General features: G+C 64.7%; 16 protein-coding genes and 1 tRNA gene. 11 read left to right on the top strand and 6 right to left on the bottom strand.

From position 1 onward, the window contains the following. The coding region (groL, locus tag VFW84_RS07490) for a chaperonin GroEL (protein WP_329679818.1) at positions 1-1293 on the top strand (1293 nt) is incomplete at its 5' end. A 201-nt stretch (positions 1294-1494) separates the two neighbouring features. Next, entirely contained in the window at positions 1495-1989 is a 495-nt protein-coding gene (locus VFW84_RS07485) for an outer membrane beta-barrel protein (protein WP_329679817.1), read from the top strand. A 70-nt stretch (positions 1990-2059) separates the two neighbouring features. Here VFW84_RS07485 and VFW84_RS07480 read toward each other — a convergent pair whose 3' ends face one another. Further along, positions 2060-2218: a DUF3149 domain-containing protein gene (locus VFW84_RS07480; RefSeq protein WP_329679816.1), complete on the bottom strand. Its 159-nt coding sequence runs from the start codon at positions 2216-2218 to the stop codon at positions 2060-2062. A gap of 121 nt (positions 2219-2339) precedes the next feature. On the opposite strand from VFW84_RS07480, the gene VFW84_RS07475 reads away from it, so the two are divergent. Further along, entirely contained in the window at positions 2340-4616 is a 2277-nt protein-coding gene (locus tag VFW84_RS07475; RefSeq protein WP_329679815.1) for a patatin-like phospholipase family protein, read from the top strand. Positions 4617-4626: 10 nt separating this feature from the next. Here the strand turns inward: VFW84_RS07475 and VFW84_RS07470 are convergent, their stop codons facing one another. Genes VFW84_RS07470 through VFW84_RS07460 form a run of 3 tightly spaced genes read right to left on the bottom strand, consistent with a single transcriptional unit; the run spans position 4627 to position 7361 of the window. Next, on the bottom strand, positions 4627-5754 hold the full coding sequence (locus VFW84_RS07470; protein ID WP_329679814.1) for a chemotaxis response regulator protein-glutamate methylesterase: 1128 nt from the start codon (positions 5752-5754) through the stop codon (positions 4627-4629). An 18-nt stretch (positions 5755-5772) separates the two neighbouring features. Next, a complete protein-coding gene (cheD, locus tag VFW84_RS07465) occupies positions 5773-6486 on the bottom strand; it encodes a chemoreceptor glutamine deamidase CheD (protein ID WP_414638926.1) in 714 nt (237 codons plus the stop codon). A 23-nt stretch (positions 6487-6509) separates the two neighbouring features. Then, the gene (locus VFW84_RS07460; RefSeq protein WP_329679813.1) at positions 6510-7361 is read right to left on the bottom strand and encodes a CheR family methyltransferase; all 852 of its coding nucleotides are present in this window, start codon (positions 7359-7361) and stop codon (positions 6510-6512) included. A 267-nt stretch (positions 7362-7628) separates the two neighbouring features. Here VFW84_RS07460 and VFW84_RS07455 point away from each other — a divergent pair, with 267 nt between their 5' ends. From VFW84_RS07455 to VFW84_RS07445, 3 genes are read left to right on the top strand one after another with little or no spacing between them, the layout of a single operon-like run. Then, positions 7629-8369: a GGDEF domain-containing protein gene (locus tag VFW84_RS07455; RefSeq protein WP_329679825.1), complete on the top strand. Its 741-nt coding sequence runs from the start codon at positions 7629-7631 to the stop codon at positions 8367-8369. 29 nt (positions 8370-8398) lie between these two features. After that, entirely contained in the window at positions 8399-9199 is an 801-nt protein-coding gene (locus tag VFW84_RS07450) for a MinD/ParA family protein (RefSeq protein ID WP_329679812.1), read from the top strand. Between the two features lie 41 nt (positions 9200-9240). Continuing rightward, complete coding sequence (locus VFW84_RS07445; protein WP_329679811.1) at positions 9241-9654, top strand: group II truncated hemoglobin; 414 nt, start codon at positions 9241-9243, stop codon at positions 9652-9654. Positions 9655-9668: 14 nt separating this feature from the next. Here VFW84_RS07445 and VFW84_RS07440 read toward each other — a convergent pair whose 3' ends face one another. Next, the gene (locus tag VFW84_RS07440; RefSeq protein ID WP_329679810.1) at positions 9669-10370 is read right to left on the bottom strand and encodes a Smr/MutS family protein; all 702 of its coding nucleotides are present in this window, start codon (positions 10368-10370) and stop codon (positions 9669-9671) included. A 31-nt stretch (positions 10371-10401) separates the two neighbouring features. Next, a complete protein-coding gene (radC, locus tag VFW84_RS07435; RefSeq protein WP_414638928.1) occupies positions 10402-11076 on the bottom strand; it encodes a RadC family protein in 675 nt (224 codons plus the stop codon). 87 nt (positions 11077-11163) lie between these two features. Here radC and VFW84_RS07430 point away from each other — a divergent pair, with 87 nt between their 5' ends. The 5 genes from VFW84_RS07430 (at position 11164) to VFW84_RS07410 (ending at position 14529) form a co-directional block, all read left to right on the top strand. Next, positions 11164-11625 (top strand): FKBP-type peptidyl-prolyl cis-trans isomerase, encoded by a 462-nt coding sequence (locus tag VFW84_RS07430; RefSeq protein ID WP_329679808.1) that lies wholly within the window; start codon positions 11164-11166, stop codon positions 11623-11625. A gap of 2 nt (positions 11626-11627) precedes the next feature. Then, on the top strand, positions 11628-12611 hold the full coding sequence (gene ispH / locus VFW84_RS07425) for a 4-hydroxy-3-methylbut-2-enyl diphosphate reductase (RefSeq protein ID WP_329679807.1): 984 nt from the start codon (positions 11628-11630) through the stop codon (positions 12609-12611). A 65-nt stretch (positions 12612-12676) separates the two neighbouring features. Continuing rightward, the gene (serS, locus tag VFW84_RS07420; RefSeq protein ID WP_329679806.1) at positions 12677-13975 is read left to right on the top strand and encodes a serine--tRNA ligase; all 1299 of its coding nucleotides are present in this window, start codon (positions 12677-12679) and stop codon (positions 13973-13975) included. A gap of 79 nt (positions 13976-14054) precedes the next feature. After that, positions 14055-14145 (top strand) — tRNA-Ser (locus tag VFW84_RS07415). 264 nt (positions 14146-14409) lie between these two features. After that, positions 14410-14529 (top strand): DUF4357 domain-containing protein, encoded by a 120-nt coding sequence (locus VFW84_RS07410; RefSeq protein ID WP_329679824.1) that lies wholly within the window; start codon positions 14410-14412, stop codon positions 14527-14529. Positions 14530-14676: the final 147 nt, after the last annotated feature.

The raw sequence follows: 14676 nt of genomic DNA, 5'->3' as shown, positions 1-14676 counted from the left end.
GGCATCGACAAGGCTGTGCAAGCCCTGGTCGCCGAGCTGAAGAAGGCCTCCAAGGCCACCACCACCTCGAAGGAAATCGCTCAAGTCGGCACCATCTCGGCCAACAGCGATGCCGACGTCGGCCAGATCATCGCCTCGGCGATGGACAAGGTGGGCAAGGAAGGCGTGATCACCGTTGAAGACGGCAAGAGCCTGAACAACGAGCTGGACGTCGTCGAAGGCATGCAATTCGACCGCGGCTACCTGTCGCCCTACTTCATCAACAACCCCGAGAAGCAAGCCGCGCTGCTGGACAACCCCTTCGTCCTGCTGTTCGACAAGAAGATCTCGAACATCCGCGACCTGCTGCCCACGCTGGAGCAAGTGGCCAAGGCTGGCCGTCCTCTGCTGATCATCGCTGAAGACGTCGATGGCGAAGCCCTGGCCACCCTGGTGGTCAACACCATCCGCGGCATCCTGAAGGTCGTGGCTGTCAAGGCGCCTGGCTTCGGCGACCGCCGCAAGGCCATGCTGGAAGACATCGCCATCCTGACGGGCGGCAAGGTCATCGCAGAAGAAGTCGGCATGGCGCTGGACAAGGTCACCCTGGCTGACCTGGGTCAGGCCAAGCGCGTCGAAGTGGGCAAGGAAAACACCACCATCATCGATGGCGCTGGTGAAGCTGCCGACATCGAAGCCCGTGTCAAGCAGATCCGCATCCAGATCGAAGAAGCCACCAGCGACTACGACCGCGAGAAGATGCAAGAGCGCGTGGCCAAGCTGGCTGGCGGCGTGGCCGTGATCAAGGTGGGTGCTGCCACCGAAGTCGAAATGAAGGAAAAGAAGGCCCGCGTGGAAGACGCCCTGCACGCCACCCGCGCTGCAGTGGAAGAAGGCGTGGTCGCCGGTGGTGGCGTGGCCCTGCTGCGTGCCAAGCAAGCCGTCGGTGCCGTGCACGGTGACAACGCTGACCAGGACGCCGGCATCAAGCTGGTCCTGAAGGCTGTGGAAGCCCCCCTGCGCGAGATCGTGGCCAACGCCGGTGGCGAACCCTCCGTGGTGGTCAACGCCGTGCTGGCCGGTTCGGGCACCTATGGCTTCAACGCCGCCAACGACACCTATGGCGACATGATCGAAATGGGCATCCTGGATCCCACGAAGGTCACCCGCACCGCGCTGCAGAACGCTGCTTCCGTGGCCTCCCTGATGCTGACCACCGAGTGCATGGTGTCCGAGTCCCCCAAGGATGACGCCCCCGCCGGTGGCATGCCCGACATGGGTGGCATGGGCGGTATGGGTGGCATGGGCATGTAAATGCCCGCCTGAAGCCTCTCTCGCTTCACAGAAAAGGGCCGCAGTGATGCGGCCCTTTTTTCATGCTGCAGGCTGTGTCGCGCCGGGGCAACGCACCCCATGGATCCGGGTGCTTCCACCCCTGCGCATCACACGGCCTGCGTGAGAGACTTGCCCTCGCGCGGCCGGGGTGGCCGTTTTTTGACGTCAAGGGACCTTTTTATGAAGAAGATTCTGTCTGCAGTTGCTCTGGCGGCTGCGTGTGGTGTGGCTTCGGCCCAGGGTTATGCTGGCGCGCTGATCGGGATGACCGAATACACGGAAGATTGTCCGGTGGCCTGCGACAAGTCCGACACCGGCTTCAAGATCTACGGTGGCTACGAAGTGATGCCCAATCTGTCGGTCGAGGTGGCCTACACCGATTTCGGCACGCTCAAGTTCAATGCGGGCGGCAGCATCGAAGGCTACGCCGTGTCGGCTGTGGCCGCTTATCGCTACGCCTTCACCAATGAGCTCTCCGGTGTCGGGCGTCTGGGGCTGGGCTATTTCTCGCAGAATGGCAAAGGCATCCCCACGGAGGATGACGAGTTCGGTCTGTATGCCGGCCTGGGCATCGAATATGCCATCAACGCTGATTTCAAGGTGGTCGGTGCGTTCGATCTGGCCAAGGATGGCGATGTCCATATCTTCGGCATCGGCGCCCAGATGGGTTTCTGATCGGATCTGATCTCCAAGACAAAAGGGCTGCCCACAGGCAGCCCTTTTTTTGTCTGACGAGTGGCGCGGATCAGGCCTTGCCGTGCGCCTTGTCGTACCGCTCGCAATCTTCCTTGATGTGCTTGTTGAAGTACCAGGCGAAATATCCGGCCATCAACAGCGTGATGGCGATCACGACGGCACTCATCAGGCCATAGTCGGTCATCAGGAAATCTTTGAGCAGTTGCATGATTTGTTCTCCAGCAGGAATCAACAATGCCATCTGACACCCGAATGCTCCCAGCCAAGCTGACCCAGGTCAAGAATACCGAGGGTAAGTCTGGGGGTGTGGGCACAATGGGGACATGCGAATGCTGAAGAACGTCGGGCGTGCCCTGTCCATCGGGCTGGGTTTGGGTGTGGGTGTGCTGCTGTGCTGGGGCGACATGGCTGCTGCCGCACAGGTTGCCCAGGAGCAGGCCGTGGCCGCCTCACGGCCCCGCATCGGTCTGGTGCTGTCCGGCGGCGGCGCCCGGGGCCTGACCCATGTGGGCGTGCTCAAGGTGCTGGAGCGCGAGCGCATCCCGGTGGATGTGATCGCCGGCACCTCCATGGGCGCCATCGTGGGGGGGCTGTATGCCAGCGGCATGAGTGCCCAGGACGTCGAGCGAGAGGTCATGCGCCTGGATTGGGACAATGTGTTTGCCAGCCGGGTCGAGCGGCGTGAGTTGTCGCAGCGGCGCAAGGAGCAGGACGTCGAGGTCTCGCCCCTGCTGGAGTTGGGGATCGGCCGGGACGGCCTGCGGGCACCGCTCGGCCCGGTGTCCAGCCGGGGTCTGGAGGCGCATCTGCGCCGTTTGACCTTGCCCGCCCGGCAGGTGGCCGATTTCGACGGCTTACCCACCCCTTTCCGTGCGGTGGCCACCGACATGGAGACCGGTCAGCCCGTGATCCTGCGCTCGGGCGATCTGGCCACGGCCTTGCGATCGAGCATGTCGGTGCCGGGGGTGTTCGCGCCGGTCGAGGTGGATGGCCGCCTCCTGGGCGACGGTGGTCTGGTCAACAACACGCCGGTGGACGTGGCGCGGGCCATGGGAGCCGAGCGCCTGATCGTGGTCAACATCGGCACCCCCCTGGCACGGCGTGACACCTTGTCGACGCTGACTGGCGTGACCTCGCAGATGATCAACATCCTCACCGAGCAGAACGTGCAGCGCAGCCTGGCCACGCTCACGCCGCAGGATGTGCTGATTGCGCCGACGCTGGACGAGCTCACGGCGGCGGATTTCAACCGTGCGCCCGAGTTCATGAACCAGGGCGAGATCCAGGCCGAAGCCCTGGTGCTGCGCATGCAGGATCTCAAGGTCAGCGAGGCCGAGTACGCGCGCTGGAAATCCGCGCGACAGGCACGGCAGAGCACGCCTCAGCCCTTGCGCGAGGTGCGCTTTCAGGGCTCGCGCAGCACCCACCCCGAGCGCCTGGCCGATACCCTGGAGACCCGCGCGGGCGAGCTGTTCGATGTGGCCAAGGCTGAGCGTGACCTGATCCGTCTGGCGGCCACGGGCGACTATGCCCGCACCGATTACCAGCTCAGCCCCGGGCCGCAAGGCGAGGGCCTGACCTTCAAGCTGGAAGACAAACCCTGGGGCCCCGATTACCTGCAACTGGGCCTGGATTTCAGCACCAACACCAATGGCCGCAGCGCCTTCAACCTCAAGCTGGCGCACAACCGGCACTGGCTGGATGACAGCGGCAGCGAGTGGCGCAACTTTGTCCGCCTGGGTTCTGCCCCCCTGTTGAGCACCGAGTGGTGGCGGCCCATGGACTGGCGCCTGCCCGATGGCCTGCGCACCTTCGTGTCGGCCCAGGCGGGTGTGGGGCGCCGCACGACCGAGCTCTACAGCGATCCCGAAGCGGGGCCGGCCTTGTCGCTGGCACGGCGCCAGCGTCGGCTGGGCCTGGATGTGGGCTTGAGCTGGCGTGAACTGGGTGAGTTCCGGCTGGGCTGGACGCAGGAGTCCGGTCACGATTCGCCCGAACTGGTCACGCCCCTGTGGGAGGGGGTCACACGTGCGCAGTCCTGGCGGGAGGAGGGCGTGCGCCTGCGGGCCGTGTTCGATCAGCTCGACAGCGCCTGGTTTCCGACCCGGGGCTGGCGTGTCGAGGGGCAATACCTCAGCGGCCATCGACAGGTCGATGGGGGCACGCCGCCATCCGAGGGCGACATGAGCCGCTGGGACATGAATGCCCTGGCCGTGGGCAGTTGGGGCGCGCACACCCTCCAACTGGGCGCGCGCCTGGCGGGCGGCGAGGGCGCCTTGCCTGATCTGCCGCGCTATGGTCTGGGCGGTTTCCAGCAGTTGTCGGGTTACGCGACCGATCAACTCAGTGGCCAGCAGGTGGCCCTGGTGCGCGCGGGCTATGCCTACAAGCTGGGCGTGGCGCCCTTGACGCGTGGCCTGTATGTGGGCGGCAGCCTGGAGCTGGGCAATGCCTGGCAGCGTTGGGGCGAGGTCGGGCAGGGCCACTGGCGCCATGGCGCCAGCCTCTACCTGGGGGCGGACACGGCCTTCGGGCCGGTGTATGCGGCTGTGGGCTCGGCCGAAGGCGTGCGCCCGACGCTGATGATCTTTGTCGGGCGGCCCTGAGTGCGGCGACTCAGACGCGGCTGAGCAAGGGGCCTGCCGTGCTGCGCAGATGATCCATCAGGTGGCCGGCGATCTGGGTCAGGGGCAGCACCTCGTTGATGGCGCCTGACTGGATGGCCTCACGGGGCATGCCAAAGACCACGCAGGTGGCCTCGTCCTGCGCCACACAGTAGGCGCCGGCATCGCGCATCTCGCGCATGGCCTTGGCGCCATCGGCCCCCATGCCCGTGAGCATGATGCCCACGGCATTGGGCCCCACACAGCTGGCCGCCGACTTGAACAGCACCTCCACGCTGGGCTTGTGCCGGTTCACGGGCTCGCCGTCACGCACGCGGGCGACATAGTTGGCGCCGGACTTTTCCACGCTCAGGTGCAGACCGCCGGGCGCAATGTAGGCATGCCCTGGCAGGATGCGCTCGCCATCGCTGGCTTCCTTCACGCGGATCTTGCACAAACCATCCAGACGTGCAGCGTAGTTGCGCGTGAAGCCCGGTGGCATGTGCTGGGTGATGACCACGGCGGGACAGTCGGCCGGCAGGGCCATCAGCACTTCCTTGGTGGCCTCGGTGCCACCGGTGGAGGCGCCGATGAAGATGATCTTTTCGGTCGACAGGCGACCCACCGAGGCCAGGGTGGTGCGTGGTGCCGCTGTGGACGAAGGCGAGGCACTCGAGGCACTGGGGCCGCCTTGGCTGGCGCTGGAAGGGGCGGCAGGCGCGGTGTGCAGGCGATGGATGCGCGCCTTGGAGGCTACGCGCACCTTGTCCGTGATGTCCTGCGCCAACAGCTTGAGGCCGTCGGCCACGCCGATCTTGGGCTTGGCCACAAAGTCGATGGCGCCCAGCTCCAGGGCCTTGAGGGTGACCTCTGCGCCGCGCTCGGTCAGGGTCGACACCATCACCACCGGCATGGGACGCAGGCGCATCAGCTTGGACAGGAAGTCGATGCCATCCATGCGGGGCATCTCCACGTCCAAGGTGATCACATCGGGGTTGAGGTTGCGGATCATCTCGCGCGCCACATAGGGGTCGCTCGCCGCACCCACACACTCCATGTCGGGCTGGCGGTTGATGATCTCGGTCAGCAGGCTGCGCACCAGGGCGGAATCGTCCACCACCACCACACGCGTCTTGGCCATGACAGGTCTCCAGTCGAATCAGAACAGGTCCACGGATCCACCACCGGTCGTGGTGGGGGTCGCTTTTTGAAGGGCCGCGCGCTCCTGGGCCACCAGGGCCTCGGGGTTGCTCGGTGCCAGGCGCTTGACCATGGCCTTGCCGCTGTGCGGAAAGAAGCAGACCTTGCGGGGGTAGATGTCCATCACGTCCTTGGACACGACGGGGATGCGCTCGGTCTTGAGGTAATCCAGAACGAAGTCGGTGTTGCGCTCGCCGACGTTCAGGCTGGTCATGCCCGAGAGCACAGCACCGCCACCAAAGACCTTGGCCTCCAGGGTCGCGCGGGTGGCGCCCATCTTGAGCAGTTCGTTGATCAGCAATTCCATGGCGTAGGAGCCATACCGACCCGAGTCATTGCCGCCACCACCGTTGTCGGGCAGCATGAAGTGGTTCATGCCGCCGACATGGGCCTGGCGGTCCCAGAGACACACGGCAATGCACGAACCCAGGGTCGTCATGATCAGGAGATCTTCGTCGAACACGAAGTACTCGCCGGGCAGGATCTTGACGGCATCGGACTGGAAATGCGCTTCATAGAAGAAGAACGACGCTTCGCCAGGCTTGGGTGTGCGGGCTTTCAGTCGCGCCAGTCGGTCCTTCTTGGCGTGGAGGGCGCCGGCGGCGAGGGCAGCCGCTGACGCTGGCATGGCCGCCGTCGAGCGCAAGGCACTGCTGGATGAGGGGCTGATCATGGTGGGTTGGCGCTCCGGGATGCTTAGACCTTGTCGTACACCGTCTTGCCACGCAGCCTGAACAGGTCGCGTGAGTCGGTGAAGTTCTCCGAATGACCCACGAAGAGCAGGCCGCCCGGGCGCATCACACCATGGATGTGTTCCAGCACCTTGCGCTGGGTGCCCGCATCGAAATAGATCATGACGTTGCGGCAGAACACGATGTCGAAAGGCTCGCCCAGAGACCAATGGGCTTGCATGAGATTGAAGGGTTTGAACTCGATCATCCGCGCCAGCTCCGGTTTGACGCGGATCTGCCCCGAATTGCCGGCCTTGCCCTTGAGGAAGAAGGAGCGCAGGCGCGCGGGTGACAGGCCGCGTGCATCGGCGCCGTACACGGCCCGCGAGGCCGTGGTCAGCACATTGGTGTCGATGTCGGTGGCCAGGATCTTCACGTTGGCGTGCAAGCCCAGCGTCTCGGCCACGACCATGGCGATGGAGTAGGGCTCTTCCCCTGTGGATGCGGCACAGCACCAGATGCGCAGATTGCCGTGGCCCGCGCTTTTGAGACGCTCGGCCAAGGTGTCGAAATGGTGTTCTTCCCGGAAGAAGGCGGTCAGATTGGTGGTCAGGCAGTTGACGAACTCCTGCCACTCACGCTGGGCCGTGTCACCCGAGGTGCTCTCCAGCCATTGAAGATAGCTGTCGAAGGACTGGTGGCGGGTCTCACGCAGGCGCCGAGACAGGCGGCTGTAGACCATGGCCTGCTTGCCATCGTGCAGATGGATGCCTGCGCGCTGGTAGATCAGAGCGCGCACCCGCTCGAAATCACGGACGCTGAACGAGAATTCGCGATCCTGAAGCGGTGGGGTGGACATCTGTGGCAAGGCGCTCATGGTGGACGTGGCTCAGACAAAGTGTGGTCACAGGGCCAAGGCCCTTGTCTGGTTATCGGAAGGCGAGCCGTCGGCTTGAGCCGGGTGTGCATCCGCCACCACATCCATGACGCCATGGCGCAGAGATCGCTAGGTATTAGCCCTCATTTCCCTGTGCACGACAGGGTCAGGCTGCTAAAATTTCGAGCATCCTCTACACGTATTGGAGCGTGTGCCATCGCCTCTTCCGCCCCCCTTGTCGATTCGTCTGACGTGGCTGGCACCGACATGCTGCAAGGCCTGCGGGTGGATCTGGCACTCAATTTGCTGAATCAGGCGGGGTGGGTGTTGCCCGATGGGCTCGTGGCGGGCAGCACGCCCTGGTTTCAGGCCCTGATCGATGGCCTGTGCGAGGTCTCCAGCCGTGATGCCCTGACGGGGCTGGCCAATCGCCGCCAGTTCGAGGTGGCCATCGCCCGCGAGATCGACCGGGTGGCCCGCTCTGGCGAACCCGCGCTCCTGCTGGTGCTGGACATCGACCACTTCAAGAAGATCAATGACACCCATGGCCATGCCGCAGGCGACATGGTCATCCAGTCCGTGGCCTATGCCTTGCAGGACTGCGTGCGTCCCATGGACACCGTGGCGCGCGTGGGTGGCGAAGAATTCGCCATCATCCTGCCCAACTGCCCGCCCACCTTCGGGCAGGCCGTGGCCGAGCGCGTGCGCAAGAAGATCGAAGCCCAGCCTGTGGCCCTGGTGGGTGGTCAGGTGCTGACCGTCACGGTGAGCGTGGGCGGCGCGTTTGCGCCTCAATGGGTGCGCTCGTCGGCGGCCCTGTGGTCTGAGCGGGCTGACCAGCAGCTCTACCGCGCCAAGCGCGAAGGGCGCAACCGCACCTGCCTGGAAGCTCAGGCCATCACGTCGGTCAGCAACGAAGAAAAGGAACTGCTGTTCAGCACAGTCGAGCAGATTGGGCAATCTGACGCACTCTCTGTTACTGATTTGGGCTCAGGTCTGCAGGCATAACTGCCGACAACCCTTTCATGACTGCGATCATGACCGAACCCGAGCTGTCCCCCGCCCCGCCGTCCGTGCGCCTGGCGCGCACTCTGGCTGTGACCAGCGGCAAGGGTGGGGTGGGCAAAACCTTCTTCAGCGCCAATCTGGCCGCGGCCTTGAGCCGACAGGGCCTGAAGGTGCTGGTGCTGGATGCCGACCTCGGGCTGGCCAATCTGGACGTGGTCCTCAATCTCTACCCCAAGATCACGCTGCACGATGTGTTCACCGGCAAGGCCTTGCTGGAAGAGGCCATCCTGCCTGCGCCCGGGGGCTTCTCGGTGCTGCTGGCGGGTTCCGGCCTGGTCGAGTACTCGCGCCTGACGCCCGAGGTTCGTGAACAACTGCTCGACATCATCACCACGGTGTCGCCCCGCTTCGATGTGCTCCTGCTGGACACCGGTGCGGGCATCTCCGATGTTGTGCTGTTCGCCCTGTCGCTGGCCCATGAAGTGATCGTGGTGGCCACGCCCGAGCCCACCTCCATGACCGATGCCTATGCCACCGTCAAGGTGCTGGCCTCGCAGCAAGGGCGCGAGCAATTGCACATGGTGGTCAATCAGGTGAGCCGCACGGGCGAGGGGCGTGTGATCTGCCAGCAACTGCAGCAGGTCATCGAGCGCTTCGTGCTGACGCCTTCCGGTGTGGCGCCCAAGCTCAATTTCCTGGGAGACATCCCACTGGATCCGTCCGTGCGCGCCGCCGTGCAGCGCCGCTCCCTCTTGCTGGAGCTGCACCCGGGTTGCCCCGCCTCGCAGGGCGTGGTGCAGATCGCCACGCGCCTGAACTCCCGCAACTGAGCGTTGCGCGGGGTGATGGCTTTGCGGCTACAGTGCCGCCCATGAGTGAACTCGATGACGACCAGGTCCCTCAGGGCCGCACCGCGTATGACTGGCTGGGTGGCGATGCTGCCGTGCGGTCGCTGGTGGACCGCTTCTATGACTTGATGGATCTGGAGCCGGCCTATACCGAGTTGCGGGCCGCGCATGGTTCGACCCTGGACGAGGCGCGCGACAAGCTCTACTGGTTCCTCAGCGGCTGGCTGGGCGGCCCCAATCTCTACATCGAACAGTTCGGCCATCCACGCCTGCGGGCGCGCCATCTGCCGTTTTCCATCGGCATCATCGAGCGAGATCAGTGGGTGGCCTGCATGTCGCGGGCCATGAGCGAGCTGGGGGTCGACCCTGACTTGCAGGCCCGTCTGCAGCAGTCCTTTTTCCAGACGGCCGACTGGATGCGCAACCGGGGTGTGTGAGCCCGTAGGGCGGTTCAGGCTTCCTGGGCTTGCTGGTTGGGGGTGCTCGATTGCAGCAGTACGATGAGGGCGCCTGCGCCACCATCGTCGCCCCGGGCCTGCACGAAGGCCAGCACGCGGTCGCTCTGCACCAGCCAACGCTTGACCTTGTCCTTGATCACCGGCACGCGCCCGGGCGAGCCCAGGCCCTTGCCGTGCACCACGCGCACGCAGCGCCAGCCCCGCAGTTGTGATTCACGCAAGAAGCCGCTCAGGGCCACTCGGGCTTCCTCGGTGCGCAGGCCGTGCAGGTCGATCTGGCCTTGCAAGGCCCAGACGCCGCGGCGCAGCTTGCGCAGCACATCGGCGCCCAGTTCGGGCCGCCGGAAGGCCAGCGATTCATCGGTTTCCAGCAGGCTGTCGACATCGATCTCGTCGGAGAGGGATTCACGCAGCACGGCCTGCTCGTCCTGCTGTCGGCATTGCGGCACGGGCTCGGGGCGGGCTGGGCGCGCGTTGACACGGCCGGTGTCGGGCAGCTTGTTGACCGGGCCGACCGCCTGGGCGAAGAGCGCCTTGTCGGCCTCATGGCGGCGTTGCTGCTTTGCCTTCTCGGCAGCGGCGGCACGCTCGGCCTCACGCTGTGCGGCGGCGGTGCGCGCAGCCTCACGCAACGCCTTCTTGAGGTCGGCGAAGTCGTTCAAGGTGACGGGCGATGCGTTTTTGCGTTGGCTCACGCCCACAAGACTACATCAACCTTGAGGCAGATCAGAGCAAGCCGCGTTCTGCAAATGAGACAGCACCCGTGCAGCCCACCACAAAATGGTCGAGGATGCGCACATCGATCAGGCTCAGGCTGCTCTTGAGCGTCTGCGTGAGCAACTCGTCGGCGCGTGAGGGCTCCAGCAGACCGGAGGGGTGGTTGTGGGCCAGGATCACCGCCGCCGCGTTGTGCTGCAGCGCCTGTTTGACGACCTCGCGAGGGTAGACGCTGGTTTGCGTGAGCGTGCCGCGAAACAGTTCCTCGCAGGCCAGCAGGCGGTGTTGCGCATCAAGGAACAGCACGCAAAAGACCTCGTGGGGCAGGCTGCCGATCTGCAGTTGCAGGTAGTCGCGCACCACCTGCGGTGAGCTGAACACGGGCTCATTGCGCAACTGACCGCTCATGCCCCGCCGGGCCATTTCGGTGACGGCCAGCAGCTCGGCGCGTTTGGCCGGGCCCAGGCCCTTGATGCCCTTGAGTTGCTGCGGGGCCGCCTGCAGCAGGCCGCTCATGCCGCCCAGCGTCTGCAGCGTGTGTTCGGCCAGTTGCAGCACGCCACGCCCTTTGAGGCCCGTGCGCAGCAGCAAGGCCAGCAACTCGGCATCGGCCAGTGCGGCCGGGCCCTGCGCGAGCAGCTTTTCCCGGGGGCGCAGGGCCAGGGGCAGATCTTTCATGAGGATATTTCCCTGAGTGTGTCTGTGAATCCTTAAAATTGTGCTTTTACGCTCCTGCCAGCGCCATCCTCACTAGGGGTGGGCTGTGACACCATGACCACTGCTGCGCCCATCGTCCAACCCGGCTCCTTCCTGACCTTGCACTACCGTCTGGCCGGGCCGGATGGCGAAGATCTGGTCAACACCTTCATCGAAAAGCCGGCCACCCTGTCCATCGGTTCGGGTGAGCTGTCACCCGGCATGGAGGCCCGCCTGATCGGCCTGAGCGAGGGCACGCGCACCACCTTGTCCCTGGACGAGGGCGAGGCTTTTGGTCAGCGCAACCCCGATCTGCTGCAGCGTGTGGCCATGAAGCTCATGCGCGAGCTGGGCGACCCCGACGAGACCTGGTCGGTGGGCGATGTGGTGCAGTTCCCCACGCCCGATGGCCAGGGTGGTTTTGCGGGCGTGCTGCTCGAGCTCGATCCCGAAGGGCAATGGGCCCTGTTCGACTTCAACCACCCTCTGGCCGGTCAGCGCGTGACCCTTGAAGTGCAGATCATTGGGGTGCTGTGACCATGCCCGATACCCGTGTTCAGGATGTGCTGCTGGCCGAGCCGCGCGGCTTTTGCGCGGGCGTTGACCGTGCTATCGAGATCGTCGAGCGCGCGCTGGCGCAGTTTGGTGCGCCCATCTATGTGCGCCACGAGATCGTGCACAACACCTATGTGGTCAACGACCTCAAGGCCAAGGGCGCGATCTTCATCGAAGACCTGGCCGATGTGCCGCCCGGCGCCACCCTGATCTTCAGTGCCCATGGTGTGAGCCAGGAGGTGCGTCGCGAGGCCGATGCCCGAGGCTTTCAGGTCTTTGATGCCACGTGCCCGCTGGTGACCAAGGTCCACATCGAGGTGGCCAAGCTGCGCCGCGAGGGTTATGAGTTCATCATGATCGGCCACAAGGGGCACCCTGAGGTCGAGGGCACGATGGGGCAGTTGTCCGACGGCATCTACCTGGTCGAAGACGAAGCCGATGTCGCTCGTGTCGAGGTGAGCGATCCCGCCAGGTTGGCGGTGGTCACGCAGACCACCTTGTCGGTGGATGATGCGGCCGCCATCCTCCAGGCCATCAAGGCGCGCTTCCCCCTGATCCGCGAGCCCAAGCAGCAGGACATCTGCTATGCCACGCAGAACCGCCAGGATGCCGTCAAGCTGATGGCGCCCCAGGTGGATGTGGTCATCGTGGTGGGCAGCCCCACCAGCTCCAACAGCAATCGCCTGCGCGAACTGGCCGAGCGCCTAGGCACACCTGCCCACATGGTCGACTGTCCCGAGGACCTGCAGGTCTCCTGGTTCGAGGGCCATCCCCGCGTGGGCCTGACCGCGGGTGCCTCGGCGCCGGACGTGCTGGTGCAGCAGGTCATCCAGCGCCTCAAGGCCCTGGGGGCCGTGTCGGTGCGTCGCATGCAAGGTGTGGAGGAGCATGTGCGCTTTCCGCTGCCCAAGGGCTTGGGCGGCACGGGCCTGGATCGGCCCTACCCCGGCGAACGCGTCACACCGTGAGCACCCCGTGAGGGGTGTCACACCGCCTGCCTACAATCTACGCAAACCATTCATCTCCCTTCACCATGCTCGATATCGCCCTGCTGCGCAAAGACCTGGACAGTGTTCTGGCCAAACTGGCCCTGCGCAAGAACCCCCAGCCCTACCTGGACGAGGCGGCCTACCGCGCGCTCGAAGCCGAGCGCAAGCAGATCCAGTCCCGTACGGAAGAGCTGCAGAGTCAGCGCAACAGCCTGTCCAAGCAGATCGGTGCGCTCAAGTCCAAGGGTGAGGACACCAGCGCCGTGATGGCCCAGGTGGGTGGCATCGCTGACGAGCTCAAGTCCAGCGCCGAGCGCCTGGAGGTGATCCAGGCCGAGCTGTCGGGCATGTTGCTGGCGGTGCCCAATCTGCCGCACGACAGCGTGCCGGTGGGCTCGGATGAGTCGGGCAATGTCGAGGTGCGCCGCTGGGGCACGCCGCAGACCTACGCTTTTGCACCCAAGGACCATGTGGACCTGGGCGAGCCGCTGGGCCTGGACTTCGAGATGGGTGCCAAGCTGTCGGGTTCGCGCTTCACCTTCCTCAAGGGGCCGATGGCCCGGCTGCACCGCGCGCTCGCCCAGTTCATGCTGGACGTGCAGACCCAGGAGCATGGCTACACCGAGTGCTACACGCCTTACCTGGTGCAGGCCCGCGCGCTGGAAGGCACCGGCCAGTTGCCCAAGTTCGAGCAGGACCTGTTCCATGTCACCTCGGGTGATGGCGATGCGGCAGGCAACAAGTGGTACCTGATTCCCACGTCGGAGGTCACCCTGACCAACACCGTGGCCGACACCATCGTGCCGCTGGATCAGTTGCCGCTCAAGCTCACGGGCCACACACCGTGCTTCCGCTCCGAGGCGGGCAGCGCGGGCCGTGACACGCGCGGCATGATCCGCCAGCACCAGTTTGACAAGGTCGAGATGGTGCAGATCACCACGCCAGAGCAGAGCTACGCCGCACTCGAAGAGATGGTGGGCCATGCCGAAGCCATCTTGCAGAAGCTGGAGCTGCCCTACCGCGTGATGTCCCTGTGCACGGGCGACATGGGCTTTGGCGCTGCCAAGACCTATGACCTGGAGGTGTGGCTGCCCGCGCAGAACACCTACCGCGAGATCAGCTCCTGCTCCAACTGCGAGGCTTTCCAAGCCCGCCGCATGCAGGCGCGCTTCAAGACGGCGGCCGGCAAGAACGAGCTGGTGCACACCCTCAATGGCTCGGGCCTGGCCGTGGGCCGCGCCATGGTCGCCGTGCTGGAGAACCACCAGCAGGCCGATGGCAGCATCCGCGTGCCGGCGGCCTTGCGCCCTTACCTGGGTGGTGCCGAGGTGTTGCACGGCTGATCTGACGGGCTTGCAAGATGGCCCGCAAGTGCTGCTATACTAGCAGGCTACGCCGTTGACCACGGACGCACCAGTTTTAGGAGAGGTGGCAGAGTGGTCGAATGTACCTGACTCGAAATCAGGCGTACGTGAATAACGTACCGTGGGTTCGAATCCCACCCTCTCCGCCAAGCATGAGGCCCAAGTGATTGATTCACTTGGGCTTTTTGTTTTTGGTTTGTGCTGGTGTTCACTGCCCTTCACCGTGTTGCGTCGCCTGGACTGCGTGCTGGAAGCCATCAAGCCCGCCTCACGGTGTACGGGCAAGAGCTGAACCCCGAGTCGCACGCTATCTGCAAGGCCGACATGCTCATCAAGGGGCAGGATGTGGTCAACCCCCCCTTGGCGTGGAGTGGAAGAAGGTTGTCACGGATCGCTCGTAATGGAGCGACCACCTGTTCCGCTCGCCCAGCATGGCGGCGGTGGCGCTGCTGGGGCGCACGGCGAATGGCTGGCTGGAGTGGAAGACACCCGAGGGGCGTACTTTGGATGAGGTCAAGCGGCAAGCGGGCTGAGTTAAAAGTTGTCCGACAGTCTGCTTCTGAAGAAAAAGTGGGCGCTATGAAGATTTTTCTGAGCTCGGGCTGCCGCACGGGGGATCTGGTGAGTTGTGCGGGCCGACTGAAGAAAAAATGACATCCAACTCCATTTTTGAAGATAAT

Source organism: Aquabacterium sp. (genome assembly GCF_036279655.1).
Lineage (GTDB): Bacteria > Pseudomonadota > Gammaproteobacteria > Burkholderiales > Burkholderiaceae_C > Aquabacterium.
The sequence above is the reverse complement of the archived record's forward strand: the minus strand, read 5'-3'. Positions and strand labels throughout refer to the sequence as shown.